19 protein-coding genes and 1 pseudogene are annotated in these 25145 nt (G+C 72.5%); 11 read left to right on the forward strand and 9 right to left on the reverse strand.

Going from position 1 to position 25145, the window contains the following annotated elements:
• Nucleotides 1–180 precede the first annotated feature (180 nt).
• Nucleotides 181–1719 carry a sodium:proton antiporter gene (locus AB0E94_RS15990; protein ID WP_360326745.1) on the reverse strand — a complete coding sequence of 513 codons (1539 nt, stop codon included), beginning with the start codon at nucleotides 1717–1719 and terminating at the stop codon, nucleotides 181–183.
• A gap of 5 nt (nucleotides 1720–1724) precedes the next feature.
• Nucleotides 1725–2594, reverse strand: coding sequence for a LysR substrate-binding domain-containing protein (locus AB0E94_RS15995; RefSeq protein ID WP_360326746.1), 870 nt, complete (start codon nucleotides 2592–2594; stop codon nucleotides 1725–1727).
• A 70-nt stretch (nucleotides 2595–2664) separates the two neighbouring features.
• Here AB0E94_RS15995 and AB0E94_RS16000 point away from each other — a divergent pair, with 70 nt between their 5' ends.
• Entirely contained in the window at nucleotides 2665–3534 is an 870-nt protein-coding gene (locus tag AB0E94_RS16000; protein ID WP_360326886.1) for a dihydrodipicolinate synthase family protein, read from the forward strand.
• Here AB0E94_RS16000 and AB0E94_RS16005 read toward each other — a convergent pair.
• Complete coding sequence (locus AB0E94_RS16005; protein WP_360326748.1) at nucleotides 3445–4389, reverse strand: LysR family transcriptional regulator; 945 nt, start codon at nucleotides 4387–4389, stop codon at nucleotides 3445–3447. The genes AB0E94_RS16000 and AB0E94_RS16005 overlap by 90 nt on opposite strands.
• A 73-nt stretch (nucleotides 4390–4462) precedes the next feature.
• Here AB0E94_RS16005 and AB0E94_RS16010 point away from each other — a divergent pair.
• Nucleotides 4463–5302: pseudogene (locus AB0E94_RS16010) on the forward strand (DMT family transporter); the annotation flags it as partial.
• 87 nt (nucleotides 5303–5389) lie between these two features.
• Here AB0E94_RS16010 and AB0E94_RS16015 read toward each other — a convergent pair.
• Entirely contained in the window at nucleotides 5390–6469 is a 1080-nt protein-coding gene (locus AB0E94_RS16015; RefSeq protein WP_360326749.1) for a DUF5937 family protein, read from the reverse strand.
• Between the two features lie 104 nt (nucleotides 6470–6573).
• Between AB0E94_RS16015 and AB0E94_RS16020 the strand changes: the two genes are divergently transcribed.
• The 7 genes from AB0E94_RS16020 to AB0E94_RS16050 all read left to right on the forward strand — a co-directional run bounded on the left by AB0E94_RS16020 (nucleotide 6574) and on the right by AB0E94_RS16050 (nucleotide 16597).
• Nucleotides 6574–7749, forward strand: a complete 1176-nt coding sequence (locus tag AB0E94_RS16020) for a M20 family metallopeptidase (RefSeq protein WP_360326751.1) — start codon at nucleotides 6574–6576, stop codon at nucleotides 7747–7749.
• Nucleotides 7742–8506 carry an amino acid ABC transporter permease gene (locus AB0E94_RS16025; protein ID WP_360326753.1) on the forward strand — a complete coding sequence of 255 codons (765 nt, stop codon included), beginning with the start codon at nucleotides 7742–7744 and terminating at the stop codon, nucleotides 8504–8506. Before AB0E94_RS16020 ends, AB0E94_RS16025 begins: the two co-directional genes overlap by 8 nt.
• Nucleotides 8503–9225: an amino acid ABC transporter ATP-binding protein gene (locus AB0E94_RS16030; protein WP_360326755.1), complete on the forward strand. Its 723-nt coding sequence runs from the start codon at nucleotides 8503–8505 to the stop codon at nucleotides 9223–9225. Before AB0E94_RS16025 ends, AB0E94_RS16030 begins: the two co-directional genes overlap by 4 nt.
• Before the next feature lie 26 nt (nucleotides 9226–9251).
• Complete coding sequence (locus tag AB0E94_RS16035) at nucleotides 9252–10127, forward strand: ABC transporter substrate-binding protein (protein WP_360326757.1); 876 nt, start codon at nucleotides 9252–9254, stop codon at nucleotides 10125–10127.
• A gap of 88 nt (nucleotides 10128–10215) precedes the next feature.
• Nucleotides 10216–10524, forward strand: coding sequence for a hypothetical protein (locus tag AB0E94_RS16040; RefSeq protein WP_360326758.1), 309 nt, complete (start codon nucleotides 10216–10218; stop codon nucleotides 10522–10524).
• A gap of 82 nt (nucleotides 10525–10606) precedes the next feature.
• Entirely contained in the window at nucleotides 10607–15481 is a 4875-nt protein-coding gene (locus AB0E94_RS16045) for a diguanylate cyclase (protein ID WP_360326760.1), read from the forward strand.
• Nucleotides 15482–15649: 168 nt separating this feature from the next.
• Nucleotides 15650–16597: a hypothetical protein gene (locus tag AB0E94_RS16050; RefSeq protein WP_360326762.1), complete on the forward strand. Its 948-nt coding sequence runs from the start codon at nucleotides 15650–15652 to the stop codon at nucleotides 16595–16597.
• Nucleotides 16598–16777: 180 nt separating this feature from the next.
• Here AB0E94_RS16050 and AB0E94_RS16055 read toward each other — a convergent pair whose 3' ends face one another.
• Nucleotides 16778–18526 carry an ABC transporter ATP-binding protein gene (locus tag AB0E94_RS16055; protein ID WP_360326764.1) on the reverse strand — a complete coding sequence of 583 codons (1749 nt, stop codon included), beginning with the start codon at nucleotides 18524–18526 and terminating at the stop codon, nucleotides 16778–16780.
• Between the two features lie 88 nt (nucleotides 18527–18614).
• Between AB0E94_RS16055 and AB0E94_RS16060 the strand changes: the two genes are divergently transcribed.
• Nucleotides 18615–19163 carry a helix-turn-helix domain-containing protein gene (locus AB0E94_RS16060; protein WP_360326766.1) on the forward strand — a complete coding sequence of 183 codons (549 nt, stop codon included), beginning with the start codon at nucleotides 18615–18617 and terminating at the stop codon, nucleotides 19161–19163.
• Between the two features lie 123 nt (nucleotides 19164–19286).
• The gene (locus tag AB0E94_RS16065; RefSeq protein ID WP_360326768.1) at nucleotides 19287–20147 is read left to right on the forward strand and encodes a hypothetical protein; all 861 of its coding nucleotides are present in this window, start codon (nucleotides 19287–19289) and stop codon (nucleotides 20145–20147) included.
• A gap of 19 nt (nucleotides 20148–20166) precedes the next feature.
• On the opposite strand, the gene AB0E94_RS16070 is transcribed toward AB0E94_RS16065, so the two are convergent.
• From AB0E94_RS16070 to AB0E94_RS16085, 4 genes are all read right to left on the reverse strand, one after another.
• On the reverse strand, nucleotides 20167–21621 hold the full coding sequence (locus AB0E94_RS16070) for a GGDEF domain-containing protein (RefSeq protein WP_360326770.1): 1455 nt from the start codon (nucleotides 21619–21621) through the stop codon (nucleotides 20167–20169).
• Nucleotides 21622–21691: 70 nt separating this feature from the next.
• Nucleotides 21692–23251 (reverse strand): FMN-binding glutamate synthase family protein, encoded by a 1560-nt coding sequence (locus AB0E94_RS16075; protein WP_360326771.1) that lies wholly within the window; start codon nucleotides 23249–23251, stop codon nucleotides 21692–21694.
• 69 nt (nucleotides 23252–23320) lie between these two features.
• Nucleotides 23321–23959 carry a hypothetical protein gene (locus AB0E94_RS16080; protein ID WP_360326773.1) on the reverse strand — a complete coding sequence of 213 codons (639 nt, stop codon included), beginning with the start codon at nucleotides 23957–23959 and terminating at the stop codon, nucleotides 23321–23323.
• Complete coding sequence (locus tag AB0E94_RS16085; protein ID WP_360326775.1) at nucleotides 23959–25077, reverse strand: DUF3500 domain-containing protein; 1119 nt, start codon at nucleotides 25075–25077, stop codon at nucleotides 23959–23961. The genes AB0E94_RS16080 and AB0E94_RS16085 overlap by 1 nt, the downstream gene beginning before the upstream one ends.
• Nucleotides 25078–25145 lie beyond the last annotated feature (68 nt).

Genomic DNA, 25145 nt, shown 5'->3' on the forward strand with positions numbered 1-25145 from the left:
CCGTCGCCCACCGGCCTCATCGGCCGCGGATTCCAAGGGTGAGCGACGGCTGAGGCCGCGAGCCGTCGCTGACGCGCCGAATGAGGCGCGGATTACCGTGGTGAGCGACGGCTGAGGCCGCGAGCCGTCGCTGACGCGCCGAATGAGGCGCGGATTACCGTGGTGAGCGACGGCCGGCGGTCAGGTGGTGTGGTGGGCCGCCTGCTGCAGGTCGAGCTCCTCGATCAGCGAACGGGCCACGTCCTCGGTGATCCGCTGCTCGTGCACGGCCCGCCCGAGCGCCAGCCGCCGAGCCTCGAAAGACGCGTCCACGTCGGCGGCCGGTTCGGCGGCGGCCTCGGCCACCACCGCACGCCCCACCGAGCGGAGCCGTTCCTCCTCGGCGTTCTCGGCGGCCAGGTCGAACCGGAGCCGCCGGGCCAGCCAGCCCACCGTGGTGCCCTGGACGAGCAGCGTGCCCAGGGTGACGATCAACGCGATGACCTGGATCGCGTCGCGCCCGGGGAACGGCTCGCCCTGCTTGGTGAACTCGGGGATCGCGGCCGCCGCGGCGAGGGTGAGGATGCCCCGCATCCCGGTCCAGCTGACCAGCACCGTCTCCTTGACCGTCGGCGGTGGCAGCGGCCGGCTGCGGCGTCGTTGCAGCCGCGCCTCACGGGCCTGCCGGTAGCGGGGGTCGCGTCCGGCGCGGCGCAGCGCCATCCCATGACGCAGCCGCCACCGTCCGAACAGGGCGAACACCGCCACGAACCGGAACAGCATCGCCGCCACGAGCAGCACCCCGGCCGCGACCAGGGTGCGGACCAGCCCCGGATCACCGTCCTCGGAGAGATCTTCGAGAACGAACTTCAACTGCAGGCCGATGTACGCGAAGACGAACGTCTCGAGGAGGAAGTCGAGCACCCGCCACACCTGCTCCTCCTGGAGCCGGGTCCGGTAGCCGCCCGGGTACTGGTGGTTCGGGTCGAGCGTCAGGTTGATGCTCATCGAGAAGGCGGCCATCACCACGGCGAGGATGCCTGACGCGTGCACCTGCTCGGCGGTCAGGAACGCGGTGAACGGCAGCAACAGCACCAGCGCCGTCTCCAGCGTCGGGTTGCCGAGACGTTTCCTGATGATCAGACCCACCAGGGCGTACGCCGCACCGATGCCCACCCCGATCGCGGCGGCCCGCAGCAGTTCCCGGAAACCGCCCTGCCACGTGGTGTGCGCCCCGTCGACGGCCGCGACCGCCAGCGTGAACAGCGTCAGCGCGGTCGCGTCGTTGACCAGGCTCTCGCCGGTGAGGATCGAGGTGGCCCGCCGGGGCAGCCCGATCTCGTGGCCGTGCGAGACGGTGGTGATGGTGTCCGGCGGGGCGAGGACGGCGCCGAGCACGAACGCCGCGTACACCCCGATCGTCGGCAGCAGCAGCGTCGACAGCCAGCCGAGGAACCCGGCGGTCAGCACCACCACGACGACGCCGAGGTAGATGATGGCCCGCAGGTTGGCGCCGAACGCCGCGAACGAGGCGCCCCGCGTCGCCGAGTAGAGCAGCGGCGGGATGACCAGCGCCATGATCAGCTCATGGTCGAGTTCCAGCTCGGGCATGCCGGGGATGAACGAGGCCGCGGCGGCGAGCACCACGATCGCCCAGCCCGGTTCGAACCGGTGCCGCCGGGCGACCGAGGTGACCGCGATCCCGACACCGATGATGAGAAGCAGCTGGACGCCATTCACGGTGATCAGGTTAGTGGTGCGAGGGCGGCGATGAACGCCGCCACGGCGGGATGCGCAGCGGCGCCCTGGCGGAAGGCGATCCGGGTGCGGCGGCGGGTCGGCAGGGGCAGCAGCCGTACGCCGGACGGCATCCCGGCGGTGGCCAGTTGCGGGACGACCGCGACGCCCTGACCGGCGGCGACCAGGGCGAGGACGGTCCCGAAGTCGTCCACCCGGTGCCGGGCCCGCGGGGTGAACCCGGCCGCCTCGCACAGCTTGAGTGTGGCGGTGTGACAGAGCGTGCCCGGCCCGGCCAGGATCCACCCGGCCCGGCTGACGTCCCGTAGCGTGCCGGCGCCGGAGCCGGCGGCGACGGCCAGGTGCACGGTCTCGTCGAGCAGCGGCACGCTGTGCAGGCCGGGCACGGTCGCCATCGGCACGACGTCGTAGTCCTGGACGAGCCCGACGTCGAGGCGGCGGTCCAGCAGGGCGGCCGGGACCTCGGCCGGGTCGAGTTCGACCAGTTGCAGATCGAGGGCGGCGTGCCGGCTGCCGAGGGTGATCAGGGCCGGGGTGAGCAGGGCCCGGATCGCCGATGGGAACGCGCCGATGCGCAGCTCGCCGGTGAGCCCGGTGCGCGCCGCGGCCAGGGCGGCGCCGGTCTGTTCCAGGGCGGCCAGGACGGTTTCGCCGTGCTGGACGAGCAGGCGGCCGGCGGCGGTGAACGCGACCCGGCGGCCGGTGCGTTCGAGCAGCGCGATGCCCGCTTCCCGTTCCAGGGCGGACAGCTGCTGGGAGACGGCCGACGGGGTGTAGGTGTGCGCCGACGCGACGGCGGCGATCGTGCCGAGGCGGGCCAGGTCGCAGAGCAGGCGGAGGCGGCGCACGTCGAGCATCAGTTCAGCTTACGTATCACCACAGGAATGTGAACTGGACCTGATGCTCGATCGGGTCGAGGCTTTCGGCATGGAACTGCGCGGGATTTTCGTACCGCTGATCACGCCTTTTGGGGTTGATCGGGAAGTTGACCTTTCGGTGCTGGAACGGCTCGCTCACCGGGTGCTGGACGACGGCGCGGCCGGGCTGGTGGCGCTCGGAACGACCGCCGAGCCGGGGTCGCTGACCCCCGCTGAGCAGGAGAATGTCGTCGAGGTCGCGGCCCGGGTGGCGCGGGAGCGCGGGGTGCCGTTGATCGTCGGGGCGCGGCCGGATCTCGCCGCGCGGCCCGGGGCGACGGCGGCGCTGAGTCTGGTCCCGCCGTTCGTGCGGCCCGGCGAGGCGGGTGTCGTCGCCCATTTCGAAGCACTCGCCGGGAATGTTCCGCTGGTGATTTATCACGTGCCGTACCGGACCGGGCAGGAGCTGTCGATCACCGCGATCCGGCGACTGGCCTCGATTCCGGGAGTGATCGGAATGAAGTACGCGACCGGGACCATCGACGTGATCGGTGATCTTCCGGATGATTTCGCGCTGCTCGGCGGCGACGATCCGCTGATCTCGCCGATGCTCGCCACCGGCGCGCACGGCGGAATCCTCGCCTCCGCACACATCGCGACCAGGGCGTTCGCCGACCTGGCAGCCGCCTGGCAGGACGGCGACGTGCCGCGCGCCAGGCGTCTGGGCGGTCCGCTCGCCGACCTGTCGCGGGCCCTGTTCGCCGAGCCCAACCCGACCGTGATCAAGGGCGTCCTGCAAGATCAAGGGCAGATCCCCACCGCGACGGTACGGCTACCGCTGCTCCCCGCATCACCGGACACGGTGGCCGCGGCCGTGGCGCTGGCAAGCTCCGGCGGCCTGGTCGGTCACCACGCTCAGGAACGCGGTCAGGGCCGGTGACAGCGGGCCGTCGCGGGTCACGGTGAACAGCCGGCGGCCCAGGTCGGTCTCGGCCACCGGCCGGTAGGCCAGCGTCGGATCCTCCGCGGGCAGGTTGAGCAGCGGCAGCAGGGCGACCGCGGCCGCGTGCCGGACCACCGCCAGTTGCACGTCGGCGTCGTTGGAGTGATGCCGGACGTCCGGTTCGTAACCGCCGAGCGTCCGGCAGTTCCCGACGATCATCGCGTGGTGGCCGGTGGTCTCGTCGGAGGACACCCACACCATGTCCCGCAGATCGGACAGCGCCACCGGACCGCCCGGCGCGGCCAGCGGATGACCGGCCGGAAGCACGATCAGCAGCCGCTCGGACAGCAGCGGCTCGAACCGCATGCCCAGCGGCCGGGGGCGGGGATGCCCGTCATACTCGTCACTGATCACCAGGTCGACCGAACCCAGGCGCAGACCGGGCAGAGCCTGCTCCAGCTCCAACTCGGACACCTCCATCCGGACCAGCGGATGCTCGGCGGCCATCCGGGCCAGCGACGGGACGAGCAGGTGCCGCGCGGCCGACTGGACACCGCCGGCCCGGACCGTACCCCTGACCTGATCGCCGAGCGACGCCAGGTCGGACGTCGCCGCCTCGGCCGCGGCCAGCAGCACCCGGGCGTGCTGCGCCAGCAGCCGTCCCGCGTCGGTGAGCCGGACCCCGCGCCCGGCCCGCTCCAGCAGCGGCGTGCCGACCTCCTTCTCCAGCACGGTGAGCTGCTGCGACACCGCCGACGGGCTGTAGCCGAGAGCGGTCGCGACAGCACCGAGAGTGCCCCGCTCCTCGAACTCGCGCAGGAACCGGAGCCGTCGCAGATCCAGCGTCACCATGCACAAATGCTTACCATTCAACTCCAGGAATCGTCACTGGACCTGCATAGTGGTAGGCCCGATGCTCTCCGGTATGGGTCCACTGCTCTGCCTGCTGTCGGCCGCCGGTTTCGGCGCCATGTCGATCTTCGGAAAATTCGCGTACGACGCCGGAGTCTCGCCGTCCGCCCTGCTCCTGGTGCGTTTCGTGATGGCCGCCCTGATCCTCGCCGGCCTACTCGCACTCCGGCCCGTCGTGGGCCGGGCACCGCTGTTCCGGCTCAGCGGGCGGACGGTGCTCCTCGCGCTGGCGCTCGGGGCAGTGGGGTTCGCCACCCAGGCGACGCTCTACTTCGAGGCGCTCCGGCTGATGGACGCTTCGCTGCTGTCGTTGATCCTCTACACGTACCCGCTGATGGTGACCGCCGCCGCGGTGCTGCTGCGCCGCGACCGGATGACCCGCAACCGTGCCCTCGCCCTGGCCGTGGCCTCCGCCGGAACCCTGCTCGTCCTGCTCGGCGCCGGAGCCGGCGCGCTGAGCCCGGCCGGCGCCGCCCTCGGTTTCGGGGCGGCCCTCACGTACACGATCTACATCCTGGCCTCGGACAGCGTGCTGCGCAGTGTGCCACCGATGCTGCTGGCCACCCTGGTGATGACCGGGGCCGCCCTGGCCCTGACCGGAAAGGCGCTGCTCACCGGGGGAGTGGACCTCGGTTTCAGCCCGGCCGGCTGGTTCTGGGTGACCTGCATCGCGGTCGTCTCCACGGTGCTGGCGTCGTTGACGTTCTTCGCCGGCCTGCGCCGAACCGGCCCGTCGACCGCCGCCATCCTCTCCACCGTCGAGCCGGTCATCACCACCACCCTGGCCGCCGTGACGCTCGGCGAGTTCCTGACCCCCATCCAGCTCGCCGGCGGGATGCTGGTGCTCGCCTCGGTGACCGTCGTCCAGCTGCGCTCCCGCCGCGCCACCCCGGCCCCGGCCTCATCGACTCGAGCGGGCAGGGAACAGGCCGGCCGGCCTTCAGCGGTAGATCGCGTGCTCCAGGTCGAGGCCGAGGTTGCGGATCGCCTCCAGGTCGAGCTGGTAGTGGACCAGCCGGCCGTCACGTTCCGGGCGGACCAGGGTGACGTCGCGCAGCTGCCGCAGGTGGCGGGACACCTGCGGCTCGGTCATGCCGCTGCGCTGGGCCAGGTCGACAGTGGTCAGCGCCTCACGCGCGATGAGCCGGCACAGCCGGATCCGGGCCGGGTCGGCCAGCGTCTGTAGACGAGACCGGAGCAGCGCCAGCGACGGCTCGGCGGCGCCACCGGCGGTCGGCACGCCGTACTGGATGACGACGGGCCAGCCCGGCTCGTGTTTGACCAGCAGGTGCGGCCGGCAGTAGTGGGACGGCACCACCAGGCAGGGACGCCGGCCGAGCCGGACGATGCCACTGTGCATCTTGTCCAGCAGCACCCGCCGCGGCTGGTCGAGAACGGTCGCGCTGGGGCTCAGCTCGGCCAGCGCGGTGGCCACGTCGCGGTCCCGCAGGCGGATCCCCAGCCGGTGCGTCTCGGCCAGCAGCCGCGGATGCAGGCGCTGCCACTCGGCGTCGAAACACGCCTCCGCGTACCGGGCCAGGAACTCCAGCAGATCGGCCCGGAACGCGCCCGGCCCGTCCAGCAGCTGCTCGGTGAGCTCCCGGCGGCTCGTCGAACGCAGCCGGGCCGCCCGGCGCAGATGCTGCTGCTGGCCGGTGTCGTGCAGCAGCGCGTCCAGCGGCGGGCCCGAATTGCCGCCGCGCAACGCGTACCCGGCGTGTTCGGCGAACCGATCCAGCGGAAGATCCGCGACGTCGGCGAGCTCGTCGGCCAGCGCCCGGCCCGGCTGCGGGCCGGCCGGGAAGAGGAACCGGGCCTGATACGCCGCCCACAGCGGCGACCACTGATGCATCTGCTCGGTCAGCTCGGGCCCGGGGCCGGAGCCGTCGCCGGGCCGGATCTGCGGGTGATGCTCCCGTTCGGTGTGCGCGTGCAGATGGGCGGTCAGCTCGGCCAACGGGGACAGCCCCGGCCGTACCGCCGCCGCCGGCAGGTTGTCGACGATCACGGATACCGCCATGGCCCAGTATGGGGCACAGCCGTTGACCGAGGTCAACGACGCTTGCCGCACCCGCGGTAATCGCCGCGGCGCCGGCCCCGCACGGCCATAGCGTCGCCGCTGTGATGGATGACCTGCTTCGATTGTTGCCCGCGTACCGGCCCACGATGGACCGGGTCAGCCTGGCGATCCACGGGCGGCCGGAGATCCGGTTCGAGGAACGGCACGCGGTCGCCGAACTCACCAGGTGGCTGGCCGGTGAGGGGTTCGCCGTCGGCACGCCGGCGGGCGGACTGGAGACCGCGTTCGTGGCCCGCCACCAGGGCAGCCGCCCCGGCCCGACGGTGGCGGTCCTGATGGAGTACGACGCCCTGCCCGGCCTCGGCCACGGCTGCGGGCACAACCTGATCGCCGCCGGCGGCGCCCTGGCCGCGATCCTGGCCGCCCGCGCCGACCCGGACCATCCGGGCACGCTGCTCGCCGTCGGCACACCCGCCGAGGAGGGCGGCGGCGGCAAGATCCACCTGCTGGAGGCGGGTGTCTTCGACGGCGTCGACGCGGCGCTGATGTTCCACCCGGCCGACCGCGGACTCGTCGCCCGGCACGCCCTGGCCGCCGCCCACCTGGGCATCAGCTTCCACGGCCGGGCCGCGCACGCGGCGAAGAACCCGGAGGACGGCCGCAGCGCGCTCGCCGCGGTCCAGCTGTTCTTCGCCGCAGTCGACATGATGCGCCAGTTCGTGCCGGCGACCGCCCGGCTGCACGGCATCGTCACCAACGGCGGCGCCGCGCCGAACGTCGTCCCGGCGCTGGCGGAGGCCACCTTCTACGTCCGCGACACCACCGCGGGCGGGGTGGCCGACCTGATCGCCCGGGTCACCGACGCGGCCAACGGCGCCGCGCTGGCGACCGGCTGCAAGGCCGACATCGTGGAGACCGCGCCGCAGTACGCCGGCCGAGTCCACAACCTCACCATGGCCTACCGCTGCGCCGGCTACCTCCGCGAGCTCGGCATCGACCTGGAACCCCCGTCGCCGGCGAACCCGGCCGGCTCCTCCGACGTCGGCAACCTCTCGCACACCGTCCCGGTGATCCACCCGTACCTGCAGATCGCCGAACGCGACACGCCCGGCCACTCGGAGCCGATGCGCGACGCCGCCGCCGCCCCGGAGGCCCACGACCGGACCGCGCTGATGGCGGTCGCCCTCGCCCACACGGCGCTGGACGCGCTGAGCGACCCGGCGTTCCTCTCCGACGTGCAAGCCGAGTTCCGATCCGCCCGGGAGCCCGCCGATGACTGACAACCCGTTCGTCAACACCTTCCTGAACCTCGAAGTGATCATGCAGACGTTTCCCCGGTTGCTCGCCGAGGGCCTGCGCAACACCCTGCTCATCGCGTTCCTGTCGATCGTCGCGGGCGTGCTCATCGGCATGGCGATGGCCGTGCTGCTGCTGTCCCGGCGCTGGTGGCTGCGATTCCCGGCACGGGTGTACGTCGACGTGTTCCGGGGCCTGCCGGTGCTGCTGACGGTGATGCTGATCGGCATCGGCCTGCCCGCGTCGGGGCTGCGCCCGTTCGGCCGGGAGCCGTTCGGCTATGCCGTCCTCGCGATCGGGATCATCTCCGGCGCCTACCTCGCCGAGATCTTCCGCTCCGGCATCCAGAGCGTCGAACCGGGCCAGATGCAGGCCGCCCGCAGCCTCGGGATGAGTTACGGCAAGGCGATGCGGCTGGTCGTCATCCCGCAGGGCGTCCGGCGGGTCCTGCCGGCGGTCGCCGGGCAGTTCGTCAAGGACGTCAAGGAGTCCAGCCTGGTCTACATCCTCGGCCTCGGTGTCGGGCAGCGCGAGCTGTTCTTCATCGCCCAGGAGGAGGTGGCCCGCACCTACAACTCGTCGCCGCTGATCGCCGCCGGCATGTGCTACCTGGCGATCACCGTGCCGCTCACCTACTTCGTGAACTGGCTCGACCGGCGGTTGCGTGACGGGCGCACGGCCCGGCCCGTGCCCCTCGACGACGACACCCCCGCCCCAGCCACCACCGGGAGCCCGAGATGATCACCCTGGAGAACATCCACAAGTCGTACGGCCCGGTCGAGGTCCTGCGCGGCGTGACGCTGGACGTGGCCCGCGGCGAGACCGTGTCGCTGATCGGCGCCTCCGGCTCCGGCAAGTCCACCCTGCTCAAATGCGCGAACCTGCTGGAGACGCCGGACCGCGGCCGGGTCCTGCTCGACGGCGCGGCCATCACCGGCCCCGGCGTCGACGTGGACCGCGCCCGCGCCCGCATCGGCATGGTCTTCCAGCACTTCAACCTGTTCCCGCACATGACCGTCCTGGACAACGTGACCGTCGGCCTGCGCCACGTCCGCGGCCTGCCCCGGGACCGGGCCGAACAGGTCGCGCGCGCCCGGCTCGCCGAGGTCGGGCTGGCGCATCTGACCGGGCAACGGCCGGCCCGGCTCTCCGGCGGCCAGCAGCAGCGGGTCGCCATCGCCCGGGCCCTGGCCATGGAACCCGCCGTGATGATGTTCGACGAGGCCACCTCGGCGCTGGACCCGGAGCTGGTCAAGGACGTGCTGGCGATCATGCGTGACCTGGCCGCATCCGGGATGACCATGCTCGTCGTCACCCACGAGATGGCCTTCGCCCGCGAGTCGTCGCAGCGGGTCGTGTTCATGGACGACGGCGTCATCGCCGAGGCCGGCACACCCGAGCAGATCTTCGAAGCGCCACGACACGTACGGCTCAGGCGCTTCCTCGCCCAGATCCTGTGAACCGAACCCGAGAGGGGACCATACCGATGCGTCACCGACTCCTGCTGATCCTCGCCGTCGCCGGACTCTTCGTGCTCGCCGGATGCGGGGCCACCGGCCCGGCCACCGACAGCGCGTCGCCCGCGGGCTGTCCGGGCGGCAACCCGTACCAGCTGCTCGAACCTTGCGTGATCACCGCCGGCACCCAGTCCGAACAGCCGCCGTTCGCGTTCGCGGACGCCGGCGGCGTGCCGCGCGGATTCTCCATCGACCTCGCCGAGGAGGCCGCCCGGCGGCTCGGCCTCCGCATCGAATACAAGATCACCAACCTCCAGGGCATTCTCACCGGACTGACCGCCGACAAGTACGACATGGGCATCGCCGGCGTCGGCGCCACCGACGAACGCAAGAAGAGCGTCGACTTCGTCAAACCGTACTTCTGGAGCTTCACCGCCGTCGTCACCACCACCGGCAGCTCCGCGAGCGCGCTGACCGACTTCGGCGGCAAACGCGTCGGCGTGGTCAGCGGCTCGGTCCAGGAGACGTTCGCCAACAGCAATGTCCCCGGCGCCGTCGTCGTCAAGTTCAAGGACCAGCCGGCCGCGGTCGGGCAGCTGCTGTCCGGCGGCATCGACGCGTTCGTCGTCGGCGGACCCGACGCACAGGCCTACCTCGCCCGCGAGAAGACCCTCCGGATCGCCGCCCGGGCGGACAGCACACAGGGCACCTCCTTCCCGGTGCGCAAGGGCCGGACCGCGCTCGTCGAAGCCCTCGACGAGCAGATCGACGACATGATCGCCGACGGCGTCTATCTGCGGCTGTACGACAAGTGGTTCACCGAGCCGGTCTCACCGAAACTCGTGGAGATCCGGCCGGGACTCGCCGTCACGTCCGGCAGCCCCACGCCGTCAGCGGCCGGCTGACAAACGGTGTCCAACGCTGTCCGAGAAGGGCGAACCCGGTCCGGGCCGGATGTTTCGATGACCCGGTCCACCTCGGAGGGAGAACATCATGAGCCCTGTTCGGACAGCGCTGGGCGCGGTGGCCGTCGCGATCCCGCTCGCCCTCGCGACACCCGCCCACGCCGCGGACCCGCTGACCGCCGCCGTCGGCTTCTGCGAGTCCGGTAACAGCCAGTACATCTGTCGCGGCTCGGTCTCCGGCGGGATCACCCCGATCACCACCCGTTGGAGCCCGGCCGCCAGTGGCCGGTGCACCCCCAACCGGTTCCTGACGGTGACGCTCACCGCCACCGACGCCTCCGGCGCGACCGCCACCGGCAGCGCCCAGGTCTGGTGCACCAGCAACCAGTGGCCCTGAGACCCGGGGACGTCGTGCCCGGGTCCGGGCCCGAAGCGCTCAGCGCGGCGTGGGCCCGGCCGATCAGGATCAGGTGAGCTCCGTGTCGCCGGTCCGCGAGGTCCTGTACGACAGCGACCGCACCCGGGTGATCCGGGTGCAGCCGTACGGCGGCGGGCCGGCCGTCATCGAGAAACAGCCGCTCGGGCCGGGCGCCGGCGACCGGCTGCGCAACGAACTGGCCGTCCTGCGCCGGCTCCAGGGCACCCCCGGCGTGCCCCGGCTCCTCCCGGACACCCCCGACGGCACCGTCGGCTACACCGAGACCCCGGCCGCCACGCTGGCCTCGCTGACCACCCCGCTGCCCGTCCCCGCCCTGCTCGACCTGGCGATAGACCTGGCCGGCACGCTCGCCGCAGTCCACCGCCAGGGCGTCGTGCACCGCGACGTCAGCCCGGCCAACGTGCTGATTCCCGTCGTGGACGGCGACCCGGCACCGTACACCCGGCCGATCCTGATCGACTTCGAACTGGCCACCACGGTCGCCGTGGACCTCGCGACCCCGGCGGCAACGGCCGGTGACGTGATCGCCGGCACGCTGGCCTACCTGGCGCCGGAACAGACCGGCCGGACCGGGCGCCCGGTGGACCACCGCGCCGACCTGTACGCGTTCGGCGCCGTGCTGTACGAGGCAGCGACCGGGGCGCCCCCGTTCGGCCGCGACGGCGACCCGCTGCGCCTGATCCACGACCACCTGGCCCGCGTGCCGGCGCCGCCGGTCGCCTCGAACCCGGACCTGCCGCCCCGGCTGTCCGACATCATCCTGCGGCTGCTCGACAAGGAGCCCGACCAGCGGTACCAGAGCGGCGAAGGACTCGCCTACGACCTGACCCGGCTACGGGACACCACCGCCGCGTTCGTGCTGGGGGAGCGGGACTTCCCGATGCGCCTGGCCCCGCCGCGGCAACTGGTCGGCCGGGACGAGCCGCTGGCGGCGCTGCGCGGCATGCTCACCGCCGCCACCGCCGGCAACCGGGGCGTCGCGCTGATCACCGGCCCGCCCGGCGTCGGCAAGACCGCGCTAGTCGCCCGGCTGCGCCCGGCCGTGGCGGCGGCCGGCGGCCGGTTCGTGGCCGGCAAGTTCGACCAGTTCCGCCGCGACCTCGGCGCCGACGCGGTACGGCAGGCGTTCTGCGCCCTCGGCGACCAGCTGCTCGCCGAACCCGACGACGAGCTGGCCCGCCTGCGCGAGCGGCTGCCGGGGCGCCTGGGCCCGAACGCGGGACTGGCCGCGGCCGTGCTCCCACCGTTCGCCGCGCTGCTCGGGGTGGCGCCGGAACCGGGCGACGACGACCCGCGCCGGGCGGCGTCCCGGCTGCGCCAGGTCGGCCTGGACCTGCTGCGGGCTGTCGCGTCCAGTGCCCACCCGGTGACCCTGTTCATCGACGACCTGCAGTGGGCGAGCGCCGGCGCGTTCGGGTTCCTGGACGCCGTGCTCGCCGAACCGGACCTGCCCGGCGTGCTGATCCTCGGCGCGTTCCGGGAGGCCGAGGTGGACGCCGCGCACCCGCTGACGCCGATCCTGGCCCGGCTGCGCGACACCGGCGGCAACGTCGGTGAGCTGCCGCTGGCCAACCTGCCGCCCGGCGACCTGACCACGCTGCTGGCCCGGATGCTGCGCCTGCCCGACCCGGCCGCGGCGCCGCTGGCCGAGCTGCTCGCCGCGCACACCGGCGGCAACCCGTTCGACTCCGTCGAGATGGTCAACGCGCTGCGCCGCGACGGGGCCCTGGTGCCCGAGGGCGACGGCTGGCGCTGGGACCCGGCGACGGTACGCCGGTTCGTCGGCCGAGGCGACGTCGTGGACCTGCTCGGCGCCCGCATCGAGGAACTGCCGGAGCCGACCCGCACGCTGCTGGAGGTGATGGCCTGCCTGGGCGGGGAGGTCGACCTGACGCTGCTGCCGATCGCCGCCGGGCGCCCGGCCGAGACGGTCGACGCCGAACTGCTGCCCGCTGCCGACGAGGGCCTGGTCGAGGTGCGCCGCGACGGCACACCGGCCGCGTGTTTCCGGCACGACCGGGTGCAGCAGGCGGCGTACGCCCGCCTGGATCCACCGGCCCGGATCGCGCTGAGCCTGACGCTGGCCCGCCGGCTGGCGTCCGAACCCGACTACGCCCTGGCCGCCGCCCGCCTCTACCTGACGGCCGTGGACGAGCTGACCGACCCGGCCGAACGGCTGCTGGCCGCGTCCCTGCTGCGCCGGGCCGCAGCCGCGGCCCGCCTGGTGGTCAACCACGCGGCGGCACAGGCGTTCCTGGCCGCGGCGGTACGGCTGCTGCCCGCCACCGACAGCGGCTACCAGCCGGCGCAGGCGGAATGGCACGCGTCGCTGTGCAGCCTCGGCCGGTTCACCGAAGCCGACGACGTGTTCCAGGCCCTGGAGGAGGCCGGCGGCGATCCCGTGCCGCACGCGAGCGCGGTCTGCGAACAGATCGTCGGTCTCACCAACCGTGGCCGGATGCCCGACGCGCTGGAGCTCGGGCTGCGCCTGCTGGGCCGGCTCGGCGTCGCCGTACCGGGCCGCGACGAGCTGGGCCCGCGGATCGGTGCCGGCCTGGACGTCCTGTACGGCTGGCTCGCCACCGGCGACGCCGGGGACGACCTGGCCCGCCCCGAGCTCACCGAACCCCGCCAGGTCGCCATCGCCCGGGTGATCAACCGGCTGATCCCGCCGGCCTTCTTCTGCGACCAGATCATGATGGCGTGGCTGGTGCTGGAGTCCGGCGCGGTGTGGGCCGCCCACGGCCCGGCCGCCGCGCTCGTCGGCCCGCTCAGCCACGCCGGATTCGTGACCATCCCGGCCCGCGGCGACTACCGGGCCGGCTACCGGGCGGTACGCCGGGTGCTCGCGGTCGGCGAGGCCCGTGGCTGGGAACCGGACACCTCACAGGCCAAATTCCTGCACGCGCTCGGCACGGTCTCCTGGTTCGAGCCGGTCCAGCACATGGTCCACTTCGCTCGGGAGGCGCACGAGGGGCTGCTGCGCGGCGGCGACCTGCAGAACGCCGCCTCCACCTACTTCGCGTCCCTGCCGGGGCTGCTGGACGGCGGGCCGGACCTGGACGCCTACGCCGCCGAGGCCGACGCCGCGCTGACGCTGTGCGGCCGGATCGGATACGAACACGCCGACGCCGCCTTCCGGGCGCACCGGCAGCTCGCCCGGACGCTGCGCGGCGAGACCGACGACGACGGCTTCGACGAGGCCACGGTCGAGGGAAACCCGACAGCGGCAGTCAATTTCCATATCGTACGGTCGGTGGCCGCGGCCGTCCTCGGCGAACGCGACGCCCTGAACCGGCACACCGCCGCCGCCCTGACCCTGCTGCCGTGCATCACCGCGACGTACGGCAACGCGCAGGCACACGCCCTGGCAGCGCTCGCCGCGGCCGGCCGGGCCCGCACCGCCACCGGCGACGGCGACCGGGAGACGGCCCTGGCCGACCTGGACCTCAGCGCGCGGTTCCTCGCCGAGCGGACGGCCGACCAGCCCGGCAACTTCGGGCATCTGCTCCGGCTCGCCGACGCGGAACGCGCCTGGGCGACGGGTGACTTCGACACCGCGGCCACCGCCTACGACGCCGCGGTGTCCGGCGCGTCCGGCGGAGGCTCGCCCTGGCACGCGGCGCTGATCGCCGAGCGGGCCGCGCTGTTCTTCGACGCCCACGAGATGCCGCACGTCAGCCGGCAGATGCTCACCGAGGCGCACCGTGGTTACACGGCCTGGCGCGCACACCACAAGGTCCGCCTGCTGGAACGGGACCATCCGTTCCTCGCAGCGCCGCCCGCGTCCGCCGCCACCGTGTCGCCGGCCGTACGCACGTCGCACAGCATCAACCTGTCCACCGAGGTCATCGACCTGATGGCGGTGCTGGAGGCGGCCCGGGCGCTGAGTTCGGAGACCGACCTGGACCGGCTGCGCCACCGGGTCGAACAGGTGCTCAGCGCGATGACCGGGGCGACCGCCGTACGGGTCCTGCTGCGCGACGACACCAGCGGCGAGTGGATGCTGCCGGCCGACGTCCGGGCGGTGCGGCCGGCGCTGACCCTCGCCGAGGCAGGCGAACGCGGGCTGCTGCCGGTGACCGCAGTCCGCTACGCCGACCGCACCGGCGAGCCGATGGTCGTCGACGACGCCGGCCACGACGACCGGGTGGCCCGCGATCCGTACCTGGCCGGGCTGCCGCACTGCTCGCTGCTGGTCGTGCCGGTGCTCAGCCAGGGCCTGCCCCGGGCGATGCTGGTGCTGGAGAACCGGCTGACCCGGCAGGCGTTCTCCGCGTCCCGGCTGGACGCGGTCCAGCTGATCGCCGGGCAGCTCACCGTCTCCCTGGACAACGCCCTGGTGTACGCCTCCCTGGAACGCCGGGTCGCCGAACGCACCGAGGAACTCGGCGAGGCGAACCGCCGGCTGGAGATGCTGACCCTCACCGACCCGCTCACCGGCCTGGCGAACCGTCGCCGCCTCACCGAGACGCTGGACGCCCTGTGGGTGCAGTCGCTGCGCTCCGGCGATCCGATCGGCCTGGCCATGATCGACATCGACCATTTCAAGAAGTACAACGACCACTACGGCCACCAGGGCGGCGACGAATGCCTGCGCCGGGTCGCGGGCGCCCTGCGCGACGCCGTCCGTACCACCGACCTGGTCGCCCGGTACGGCGGCGAGGAGTTCTGCATCGTCATGCCCGCCGCCCAGACACCGGGCGCCGTCGCGGTCGCCGAACGGGCCGTGCAGGCGGTGGCCGCCCTCCAGGAGCCACACGTGCTGGCCGACGGCGGCATCGTGACCATCAGTGTGGGCGTGACCAGCGCGACCCCTGCCGGCGGCGTCCCACCCGACCACCTGATCAAGTGGGCCGACGAGGCCCTCTACGAGGCCAAACGCACCGGCCGCAACCGGGTCGCCGCCTCCTGACCGCCGCTCCGGACGGCGCCGGGCCGAGGGCCCGGCTGGTCGTGGGCGCTGTGCCGGGAACTGCGAGACAGCGGTGCGAGCCAGCGGAATGAAGTGGACAGTGGGTGGGCGCTGTCCCGATGGGGACTACCATGGTCTCCGTCACTTCGCGGGAAGGGCGGCGGCACCGTGCGGCAGGCGCTGGGCAAGAGTTCGCCCGAGGTGGCGTCGGCTCTCTCCGGCCGGCCCGATGATTCGCCGCCGCGGTGGCGGCCCATCTGGGTGGCCGACACCGGCTCGTCGCCCGACGGATTCGTCACCGCCGTCGGTTGCTCGCCCGGGGCGGACCTGATCGCGGTCGGCGACCGGAGCGGGTGCCTGCGCCTCTACCGCAGCGACGGCGAGCTGATCACCGAGCGGCGCACCGGCCGCACAGCCGGTCTCACGGCCCTGGCCGGCGGTCATCACGCCGGGCGGTCCTACCTGGTCTCGATCGACCGGGGCAACGTCCTGCAACTGTGGGACGGCCTGACCGGCGAACCGCTGACCTCGGTGGCACTGACCGGCCGCCGGGGTTCCCACCTCAGCCTCGTCTCGATCGGCGGCCGGTTGATCGCGTCGCTGGCCGGCGACGAGTGGCGGGGCGTCCTGATCGACCTGGCCTCCGGCCGGAAAGTCGCCAGAGACGAGTTCGAGCCCAACCCGGCCGTCTTCCTCGACGGCCACCCGGTGACCGTGACGGCAGACGCCGGCGGTGTCCTCCAGGTGACCCCCATCCCGGTCGCCACGACCACGATCCCGGCCGCCCGCCGCAACACCGCCCCGTCCGCGGCCGGTCTCGGCGAGGACGCGCCCCGGGGGCTCGATCCCGCGACCGGTCCCGCAGCGGTGGCGGCCGGACCGGTGCTCTGCTTCGACGCCGGTGGGCGGCGGATGGCCGGGGTGATCCGCGCCAAGCAGGTGACGATCTGGGATCTCGCCGAGCACCGGCCCGTGGATGTGCTGACGGCCCCGGTCCCGGTCGACGGGCTGGCGGCCACCGCCGGGGGAGATCTGATGCTCCTCGCCGGCGGGGAGGCCGTGTACCTGGCCCACGAAGACCCGGCCACTGGCACACAGCCCGAAACCAAGCCGTAGCCAGGGAGAGGGACGGCCCGGCCGACCGGGCTCGACCAGGGAGCCTTCGGAGTCGAGGTCCTGCCGGCTCGGCTACGACCGAGACCGCCAGCCGTCGCTCAGCACGGTAAAACCGCACGCATTCCCGTGCTCAGCGACGGCTGGCGGTCCGGTACCGACCTGGCTCCGAGCGCTGCCTGATCAGACGTAGGAGGTGTCGGCGGCGGCTATCCGCAGGGCCTCCACCAGGCGGCGGTACAGGTCGTCGGTGGCGTACAGGTCCGAATGGGTGCCCTGGGCCCGGACCCGGCCGTCCTCCAGGACGATGATCCGGTCGGCGTCGAGGACTGTCGACAGGCGGTGGGCGATCGTCACCACCGCGCCGGAGGCGGCACGGTCCCGGATGCAGTCCTGCACGGCGGCCTCGGTCAGGCCGTCGACCTGGGCGGTCGCCTCGTCCAGCAGGAGGATCTCGGGGGTGCGCAGCAACGCGCGGGCCAGGGCGATCCGCTGCCGCTGGCCACCGGACAGGTCGGTGGCGTTCAGGGCCGGGTCGATGTCCGCCAGGCGGACGGCGGACAGCACCGCCCGTACCTCATCGTCGGTGGCGTCGGGATGGGTGAACCGCAGGTTTTCCGCGATGGTGCCCGGCAGCACCGGGGTTTCCTGTTCGACATAGGCGAGCCGGCCGCGGACCTCGGCATGGCTCCACTCGGTGTAGGGCCGGCCGTCCAGCAGGATGCGGCCGGTCTCCGGCTCCAGGAAGCGCAGCAGCAGCGAGAACAGGGTGGTCTTGCCGGCGCCGGACGGGCCGACGATGGCGGTGTGGCCGCGGCGCGGGATCTCCAGGTCGATGCCGCGGACCGCCGGCGCCACATCCGGCCCGTAGCGGGCGGTGACTCCTTGCAGGGAAAGGACCGGCCCAGCCACAGGTCCCGCGACGGCCAAGGACCCGGCAGCCGGAGATGACGCCAAGGGCGGACCGGTGGCCGCCGGTGAGTGCTGCGCCGGATTGGCGGAGCAGGGGGCGGCCGGCTCCTGGCCGATCGTGTCGAGCTCGTTGATGCGGGCGGCGGCGGCCATGCCCGACTGGAGAGCCGTCAGGTTCTGGGTCAGCTCGCTGATCGGGCCCATCAGCTGGAACACGTAGAGCAGGAACGCCACCAGCGTGGACACCTCGAGCAGGCCCAGGCTGGCACGCCACGCGCCGACGGCCAGGATCAGCATCACCGAGAGCTGGATGCCGGACCACGAGATGGTCCAGACGGTGGCCGAGACCCGCGCGGCGCGGATGCTGTGGGCTGCGGAGTCTCGGGCGTTGCCGATGATCTGGTCGCTCTGGCGGGTCTCGGCGCGGCTCGCCTTGACCGTGCGGATGGCCCGCAGCGAGCCCTCCAGGTTGGCGCCCAGCCGGCCCACCGACTCCTGCGCGGCGGTCTGCGCGACGCCGATGCGGGGCAGCAGGCGGCTCATCACGGCGCCGACCAGCACGACCGCGCTGAGCGTGCAGGCGAGCAGGGTCAGGTCGAGGACGCCCATCAGGATCAGCGTGCCGATCAGGCCGACACCCGCGTTGATCAGGCCGATCAGGCTGCCGGAGGCGGCGTGCAGCAGGCCGGTGTCGGAGGTGACCCGGGTGACCAGCTCGCCGGTCGGGCGGCGCTGCAGGTCGAGGACGCGGGCCTGGAAGTAGCGCCTGATGATCGAGGTGCGGGCGTCCAGGACGATCTGCTCGGCGAGCGTGCCCATCAGGATCCACTGCCACAGGCCGATGGCCGCGCCGATGATCACCAGGCAGCCCAGGACGGCGACCGGGCGGGCCAGGTCGAGGCCGCCGGAGAAGCTGTCGAGCACCCACTTGGTGACCATCGGGGTGGCCAGGCCGGCGGCGTTGGCGGCCAGGCCGAGGACCAGGCCGAGCAGCATGGTGCGGCGATGCGGGCGGAGCACGGTGAGGAGAGTTCTCAGTCGCGTGGAGTCCGGCATTCCCATAGTGGAACACTACTGTTCCGTTCTGGGCAAGTGTTATTCTGCGCCGGTGACAGGCGTCCCATCCGGCAGCCGGGCCCGGACCCGGCAGGCGATCCTCGACGCGGCGATCGAGGTGCTGGCCCGCAATCCGGGCGCGTCGCTCGGTGACGTGGCCGAGGCGGCGGACGTCGGGCGTACCACTCTGCATCGATATTTTCCGGAGCGCAGCGACCTGATCACCGCCCTGCGGGCCGAGGCGTTCGCCCGCGTCGACGGCGCGGGCGCCCGGGCCCGGATCGAGGAGGGCGCCGGCGCGGCCGCCCTGGTGCGCCTCTGCCAGGAGTATTTCGATCTCGGCGATGTGCTGTCGCTGCTGTTCCGGGAGCAGGTCGAGTCCGAGGACGGCGCCTGCGACGACGGATTCGACGCCATGGTCCGGCGTGGTCACGCCGACGGCAGCATCGACCCGGAGCTGCCACCGGTCTGGGTGATGAATCTGATGTGGTCGCAGCTCTACGCCGGTTGGAGCTACCGGTCCGAGCACGGCGCGTCCCGGCACGACACGCTGCGGCTGGTGCTCCGGTGCGTATCGGGCGCCGTGCGGCCGCATCCCTGAGCGGACAAAGATCAGCCGTGCGGCCGCATCCCTGACCGGACCAAGGTCAGCCGTGCGCCCGCATCCCTGACCGGGCAAAGGTCAGCCGTGCGGCCGCATCCCTGACCGGGCAGGATCGGGGGCATGAGCTTCGATCTCGACGCAGCGGCCAGGTTCGTCGCGATGAACGGCCGGGCCCTCGACTGGCGGCGGATGCGCCACCTGCTCGGCGCCGCCACCACCGAGCAGGTGCTGACCGCTCTGGACGCCTATCGAAACCCCGACGGAGGGTACGGCTGGGCGCTCGAACCCGACCTGCGTTCGGTGACGAGCCAGCCGGTCGCCGCCATGCACGCCCTGGAGGTGCTGGCCGAGGTCGGTGACACGAGTTCGCGTACGCCCCGGCTGTTCGACTGGCTGGCCGGGCACGCCCTCGGTGACGGCGGCATCCCGTTCGCGCTGCCGTTCGCCGACATCGACGGCAGCGCCCCGCACTGGACGACCGCCGACCCGGACGCGTCGTCGCTGCAGATGACCACGCAGCTCGCCGCCCAGGCGCACCGGCTGGCCCGCGATCGGCCCGAACTGGCCGGGCATCCGTGGCTGACCGGCGCCACCCGGTACTGCCTGTCGGTGATCGACGGCCTGACCGGGGCGCCCAGCGCGTACGAGCTGATGTTCGTCATGCGTTTTCTGGACGCCGTCCCGGAGCCGGGCCCGTTGCTGGAACGTCTCGCCGCCTTCGTCCGGACCGACGGTCCGACGCCTGTCGGCGGCACCGGCGAGGTGCTGCATCCGCTCGATTTCACGCCGCACGCCGACGGGCCGTCGCGGGCGCTGTTCAGCAAGGAGACGATCGCCGCCGACCTGGACCGGCTGGCCGCGGGCCAGCAGCCGGACGGCGGCTGGACCGTCGACTTCCCGGCCTACAGCCCGGCCGCGGCGATCGAGTGGCGCGGTTACGCCACGGTCGGCTCGGCCCGGATCCTGCGGGCCGCACACTGAGCCGGTCGTGTCGCGTCCACTACCCGATGGAGGCCAGTGCCACCCGGTTGCGGCCGGCCCCCTTGGCCTCGTAGAGGGCGGCGTCCGCACGGGCGAACAGCGCCTCCGAGGACTCCTGCCCGTCCCACACCGCGACCCCCGCCGAGAAGGTCTGCCCGGACGGGGTCAGCGGCCGCAACCGGTCCAGCAACTCCCCGGCCAGGGCGCTCCCGCCACTCGGGATGATCAGGGCGAACTCCTCACCGCCGTACCGGGCCAGCAGGTCACCGGCCCGCAGCCCGCTCGCCCAGGCCGCGGCGGCCTCCTTCAGCAGCCGGTCGCCCGCCTGATGACCGTGCCGGTCGTTGAACCGTTTGAAATGGTCGAGGTCGATCACCGCCAGCGCCAGCAGTGTGCCGTCACGCCGGGCGTGGTCCAGGGCCAGCGGCAGCGCCTGCTCCCAGGCCCGCCGGTTGGCCAGACCGGTCAGGGTGTCCCGCTGGGCCAGCTCGGTCAGCTCTTCGGCCTGGCTCTCCAGCTTCGACGCCTGCCGCTCGACCTGCCTGATCAGAACCGTCATCCGGGCCACCACCAGCAGGAACATCACGACACAGCCACCCGCGATGGCCTGCGCGTCGGGCACGTGGTTGTCGTCGAACCACGCCTGCGCGGCCAGCAGCACCGGCGCGGTCATGGTGGCCGCCGTGAGCAGCGCCAGCCGCCAGCGGGAGAAACCCCGCTCGATCACCTGAACCGGCGCGGCCAGATCACGGATGCCCGGGTGCAGGCCGGCCGCGCCGTACAGGACGAAGGCGAGCAGGTAGCCGGAATCCAGCAGGTGGCTGCCGAAGGTGCCGGCGTCGAACTGGAAGTGGTCGGTGAACGCCCACGCGTAGTCGGCCGCCAGGTAGCTCATCATCCCGCAGGCCAGCAGCCGGAACGCGCCGTTGCGCATGCCGCCGCCGACCAGCATCCGGGCCAGCAGCATGAACAGCAGCAGATCGAGGATCGGATAGCTGATCGCGACGATCCGGCCGACGACGGTCAACTCGTCGTCCTGGGTGGCCGGCTTCAGCAGGTACACCCAGGCGATCAGCGAGACCGACCCGGTGATGATCACCGCCTCGATGACACCGCCCGGGTCGTGGGCCGGCAGCCGGCGCCGCAGGATCGACACCAGCACCGCGACCTCGCACGCGCCGGCCACCAGGTAGAACCCGTCGGCCGGAGCCGGATAGAGGGACAGGTCGAGATAGCGGGCGTACCAGGCGTAGACGAAATCGCCGCAGGCCGCGAGCAGCTTGCACCCGGCGAACATGATCCACAGATGCGCGGCCGCGGCCCGGTTGCGGCGCACGCCGACCACCATCGCGATCACACCCGACACCGCGATCGAGTCGTAGACGATGGTCTGCAACCAGGTGTCGGGCGTCCGGAAGTACCCGAGCACCGCGACCACCAGGATCACCAAGTACCAGCGCCACAGGGACCTCACCGGGTCATTCAAACAGCCGGGACGCCCACCAGGTGCCGGATCACCGGCGGCCCACGGCCCGGACGATCGCCTACCGCGACGGTGGCGCGCTGCCGCCCTGTGGCTCGTCGAGCATCAGGGCGATGATCGCCTCCCGGTCGGCCTTCGACGGCAGGCCCCAGCCGGGCTGGTAGTCGTGGACCCGGTCGAGCGGGGTGGCGGTGGTGCGCCCGTCGAGGATCTCCACCGACGACGTCTCGATCAGGCCGGGATGCTCGACCCCGCACGCCTCGGCCACCTTGAGCAGGTCGCGGCGCAGCGTCTTGACGTAGTTGGCGGCCCGCACCGACTTCAGCGCCGGGTCGAGGCCCCTGGTCAGCCACCTGTTCTGGGTGGCGACGCCGGTCGGGCAGGTGTCGGTGTGGCATTTCTGGGCCTGGATGCAGCCGATCGCCAGCATCGCCTCGCGGGCCACGCTGACCATGTCGCAGCCGAGCGCGAACGCGACGATCGCGTTGTCCGGCAGGCCGAGTTTGCCGGCGCCGATGAAGACGACCTTCTCGTGCAGGTCACGTTCGGCGAACAGCCGGTAGACGCGGGCGAAGCCGACCTGGAACGGCAGCGACACCGAGTCGGAGAAGATCAGCGGGGCCGCGCCGGTGCCGCCCTCGCCGCCGTCGATGGTCACGAAGTCGACGCCGCGGCCGGTCGTCGCCATCAGGGTGGTGAGCTCCTCCCAGAAGTCCAGGTCGCCGACGGCCGACTTGATGCCGACCGGCAGACCGGTCTCGGCGGCCAGCAGCTCCACCCAGTCGAGGAGGCTGTCGGTGTCGGAGAACTCGGCGTGCCGGGACGGGCTCACGCAGTCGACACCCTGTGGGATGCCGCGGGTCTCGGCGATCTCGGCGGACACCTTCGCCCCGGGCAGCAGCCCGCCGAGGCTCGGTTTCGCGCCCTGGCTGAGTTTGATCTCCAGCGCCCGGATCGGGTTCGACTCGACCACGGCCTTGAGTTTCGCCAGGTCGAACCGGCCGTGCTCGTCACGGCACCCGAAATACGAGGTGCCGATCTGGAAGACCATCTCACCGCCGTGCCGGTGGTGCGGCGACAGGGCGCCCTCACCGGTGTTCTGCAGGCAGCCGGCGAGGGCGGCGCCCCGGTTCAGCGCCTCCACGGCCGCCCCGGACAGCGACCCGAAACTCATCCCGGAGATGTTGACGACCGACGCCGGCCGGAACGCCTTGGCCCGCCCGCGAGCCGCGCCGAGCACCTTCGCGCACGGCACCGACGCCTCGTAGCCGGCCTCCGGGTTCGACTGCGGCACCGCCCGCCCGAACGTGCGGTGCTTGATGATCGGGTAACCGGCGGTGTACTCGATGTCGTTGTCGGTGCCGAACCCGAAGTAGTTGTTCTCCTTCTTCGCCGACGCGTAGACCCATCGCCGCTGGTCACGGGTGAACGGCCGTTCCTCGTCGTTGGCCGCCACGACGTACTGCCGCAGTTCCGGCCCGATCGCCTCGATCAGGTAGCGGCCGTGCCCGATCACCGGGAAGTTGCGCAGCAGCGCGTGACGGCGCTGCGTCAGATCCCGCACGGCGACGGCGGCCACCGCCGCCACGGCGGCGCCGGCCGCCCAAAGACCCCGTCTCATGGTCCCGATTCTGCCGCTGACGATGAAGAGGGCGTACGGCCACCCGCCCCGTGGCCACGAGAGAGGCGGTCACCCGGTCGCCAGACGACGGGGACGGGCCCGGCTGTACCGGCCGATCACCCCGAGCGCGATCGCGACGACCACGGCCGCCAGCCATCCGGGGGTGCCGAGCAGAGCCCCCGCTCGTACCTCGGGCCCGGTGGCGGTGACCGGCAGCCGGGCGACCGGCCGTTTCCGGGTGATCAGCCCGGTCAGTTCGGCGCCCGCCCCGTTGTGCCGCCCGACGAACACCCGGTGCGTGTAGACCACGTCCCCGACGACACGCCAGCGCAGGTCGGCCGGCCCGCGCCGGGCGCAGGCCGGGGGAGTGCCGGTGAGCTCGACCCGCGCGGTGTCGAACCCCTCCAGCCGGTCCGCGATGATCGAGTCGACCCGCAGCGGCCACGCCCGCCCGTCCGGCCCGGTCAGCGAGACCCGGTCCAGGACCGTCGCGGCCAGCCAGTTGCGGGCCTGCTCGACCGATCGCCGCGGGTCCCCGGCCAGCGTGGTGTGGTAGGCGAAATCGATCCGGGACAGCGGGATCTGCGCGGTCAGCCCCAGATCGTCGTACCCCGGCGTGACCGTGACCAGCGTCGACCCGGCGTCGTGGGCGAGGGCCGGCGCCGGGGCCAGCGACAGCAGCAGCCCGGCCAGCACGGCGGCCCGCATCAGCTGACGCCGGTGCCGTAGTCGATGAGCTTGTCCCGGTAGACGGTGTGGTAGTGGAACCCGGCCGCCTCCGTGTTGATCCACTCGATCCACACCCGCGGCCCGTCGATCCGCATGTACGCCCCGGTGGTCTCCTGCTCGATCGTCCCCGAGTAGGCGATCGTCGTCTGGTCCAGCTGCGACTCGTAGAGGTCGAGCAGCGGCGTCGCGAACGCGTCGGCGGCGTCCCCGACCCAGTCCTTGATCGCCGCCTTGACCAGCTTCTTCTGCGCGGCGGTGAGCTTGGTGTAGGACAGCCCCTCCTGGTCCGGGTAGTCGGTGTCGCTGCCCGGCCCCATCACCAGGTCGTCGTAGGAGTCGGCGGTCTGCGCGGCCGACTCCTGGTCGCCGGTCAGCGACTGGAACAGCCCGAACAGGTGGTCGGTCTCCTGCTTCATGCCCTGCACGGTCTTCCCGCCGGATTCGAAGCTGATCGGCTGGATGCCGCTGAAGTGCGGGGACACACTGAGCGCGCCGCCACCGACGGAGATGTGGTGGGCCAGGTGGTGCCCGCCGAACTGGAGGGTCCACGGCGTGTCCGCGGCCGGCTCCCCGAAGAACACGATGTGGTAGTAGTCCTCGCCCATGTCGCCGGGCGCCCCGCCCTGGCTCGCGAGCTGGTCGTCGCCGGCGATCTCGTTGCGCACCTGGGTGTACCCGTCGGCGGAGAGCACACTCTCGACGGCGGCGTAGGCGGCCTTCTTCTGCGCGTCGTCCAGGTCGCCGAGTTTCAGCCCGATCCGGCCGTTGAACAGCCCGTCCGGGAAGTTCGACCAGGTGCACTGCTTGCTGCCGAGCGCGCTGTACTGCTGGGTGACGGCGGTCTTCTGGTCGGCCGACAGGGTGGCCAGGAACGCCTGCGCCTTGGCCACCGCCGCGGTCACCGCCGTGGTCGTCCCGGACGCCGGAACCGCGCCGGTGGCGGCGGCCGTGGGTGTGGCGGCAGACCCCGTGCAGCTCTGGCCCATGCCCCCGCCGGGACCGCTCTTCGGCGCTGCCGCGGAGGTGGCCGTGCCGGTCGTCGCGGACTCGTCGGCGCCCCCGCATCCGGCGCTGAGCAGCAACAGCGCGACAGACATGACGGCTCGGTGAGATCTCGGCATGGCTCGCACCATAATGCGACATAAATCCGGTTTCGGGTGATTAG

The sequence above is a fragment of the Actinoplanes sp. NPDC026670 genome (assembly GCF_040638175.1).
Lineage (GTDB): Bacteria > Actinomycetota > Actinomycetes > Mycobacteriales > Micromonosporaceae > Actinoplanes.

What these genes read in the sequence shown, in the direction of transcription:
- AB0E94_RS15995 (WP_360326746.1), bottom strand. Translation starts at nt 2,594, where the DNA reads ATGCTCGACGTGCGCCGCCTCCGCCTGCTCTGCGACCTGGCCCGCCTC.
- AB0E94_RS16000 (WP_360326886.1), top strand. Translation starts at nt 2,665, where the DNA reads ATGGAACTGCGCGGGATTTTCGTACCGCTGATCACGCCTTTTGGGGTT.
- AB0E94_RS16005 (WP_360326748.1), bottom strand. Translation starts at nt 4,389, where the DNA reads ATGGTGACGCTGGATCTGCGACGGCTCCGGTTCCTGCGCGAGTTCGAG.
- AB0E94_RS16015 (WP_360326749.1), bottom strand. Translation starts at nt 6,469, where the DNA reads ATGGCGGTATCCGTGATCGTCGACAACCTGCCGGCGGCGGCGGTACGG.
- AB0E94_RS16020 (WP_360326751.1), top strand. Translation starts at nt 6,574, where the DNA reads ATGGATGACCTGCTTCGATTGTTGCCCGCGTACCGGCCCACGATGGAC.
- AB0E94_RS16025 (WP_360326753.1), top strand. Translation starts at nt 7,742, where the DNA reads ATGACTGACAACCCGTTCGTCAACACCTTCCTGAACCTCGAAGTGATC.
- AB0E94_RS16030 (WP_360326755.1), top strand. Translation starts at nt 8,503, where the DNA reads ATGATCACCCTGGAGAACATCCACAAGTCGTACGGCCCGGTCGAGGTC.
- AB0E94_RS16035 (WP_360326757.1), top strand. Translation starts at nt 9,252, where the DNA reads ATGCGTCACCGACTCCTGCTGATCCTCGCCGTCGCCGGACTCTTCGTG.
- AB0E94_RS16040 (WP_360326758.1), top strand. Translation starts at nt 10,216, where the DNA reads ATGAGCCCTGTTCGGACAGCGCTGGGCGCGGTGGCCGTCGCGATCCCG.
- AB0E94_RS16065 (WP_360326768.1), top strand. Translation starts at nt 19,287, where the DNA reads ATGAGCTTCGATCTCGACGCAGCGGCCAGGTTCGTCGCGATGAACGGC.
- AB0E94_RS16075 (WP_360326771.1), bottom strand. Translation starts at nt 23,251, where the DNA reads ATGAGACGGGGTCTTTGGGCGGCCGGCGCCGCCGTGGCGGCGGTGGCC.
- AB0E94_RS16080 (WP_360326773.1), bottom strand. Translation starts at nt 23,959, where the DNA reads ATGCGGGCCGCCGTGCTGGCCGGGCTGCTGCTGTCGCTGGCCCCGGCG.
- AB0E94_RS16085 (WP_360326775.1), bottom strand. Translation starts at nt 25,077, where the DNA reads ATGTCTGTCGCGCTGTTGCTGCTCAGCGCCGGATGCGGGGGCGCCGAC.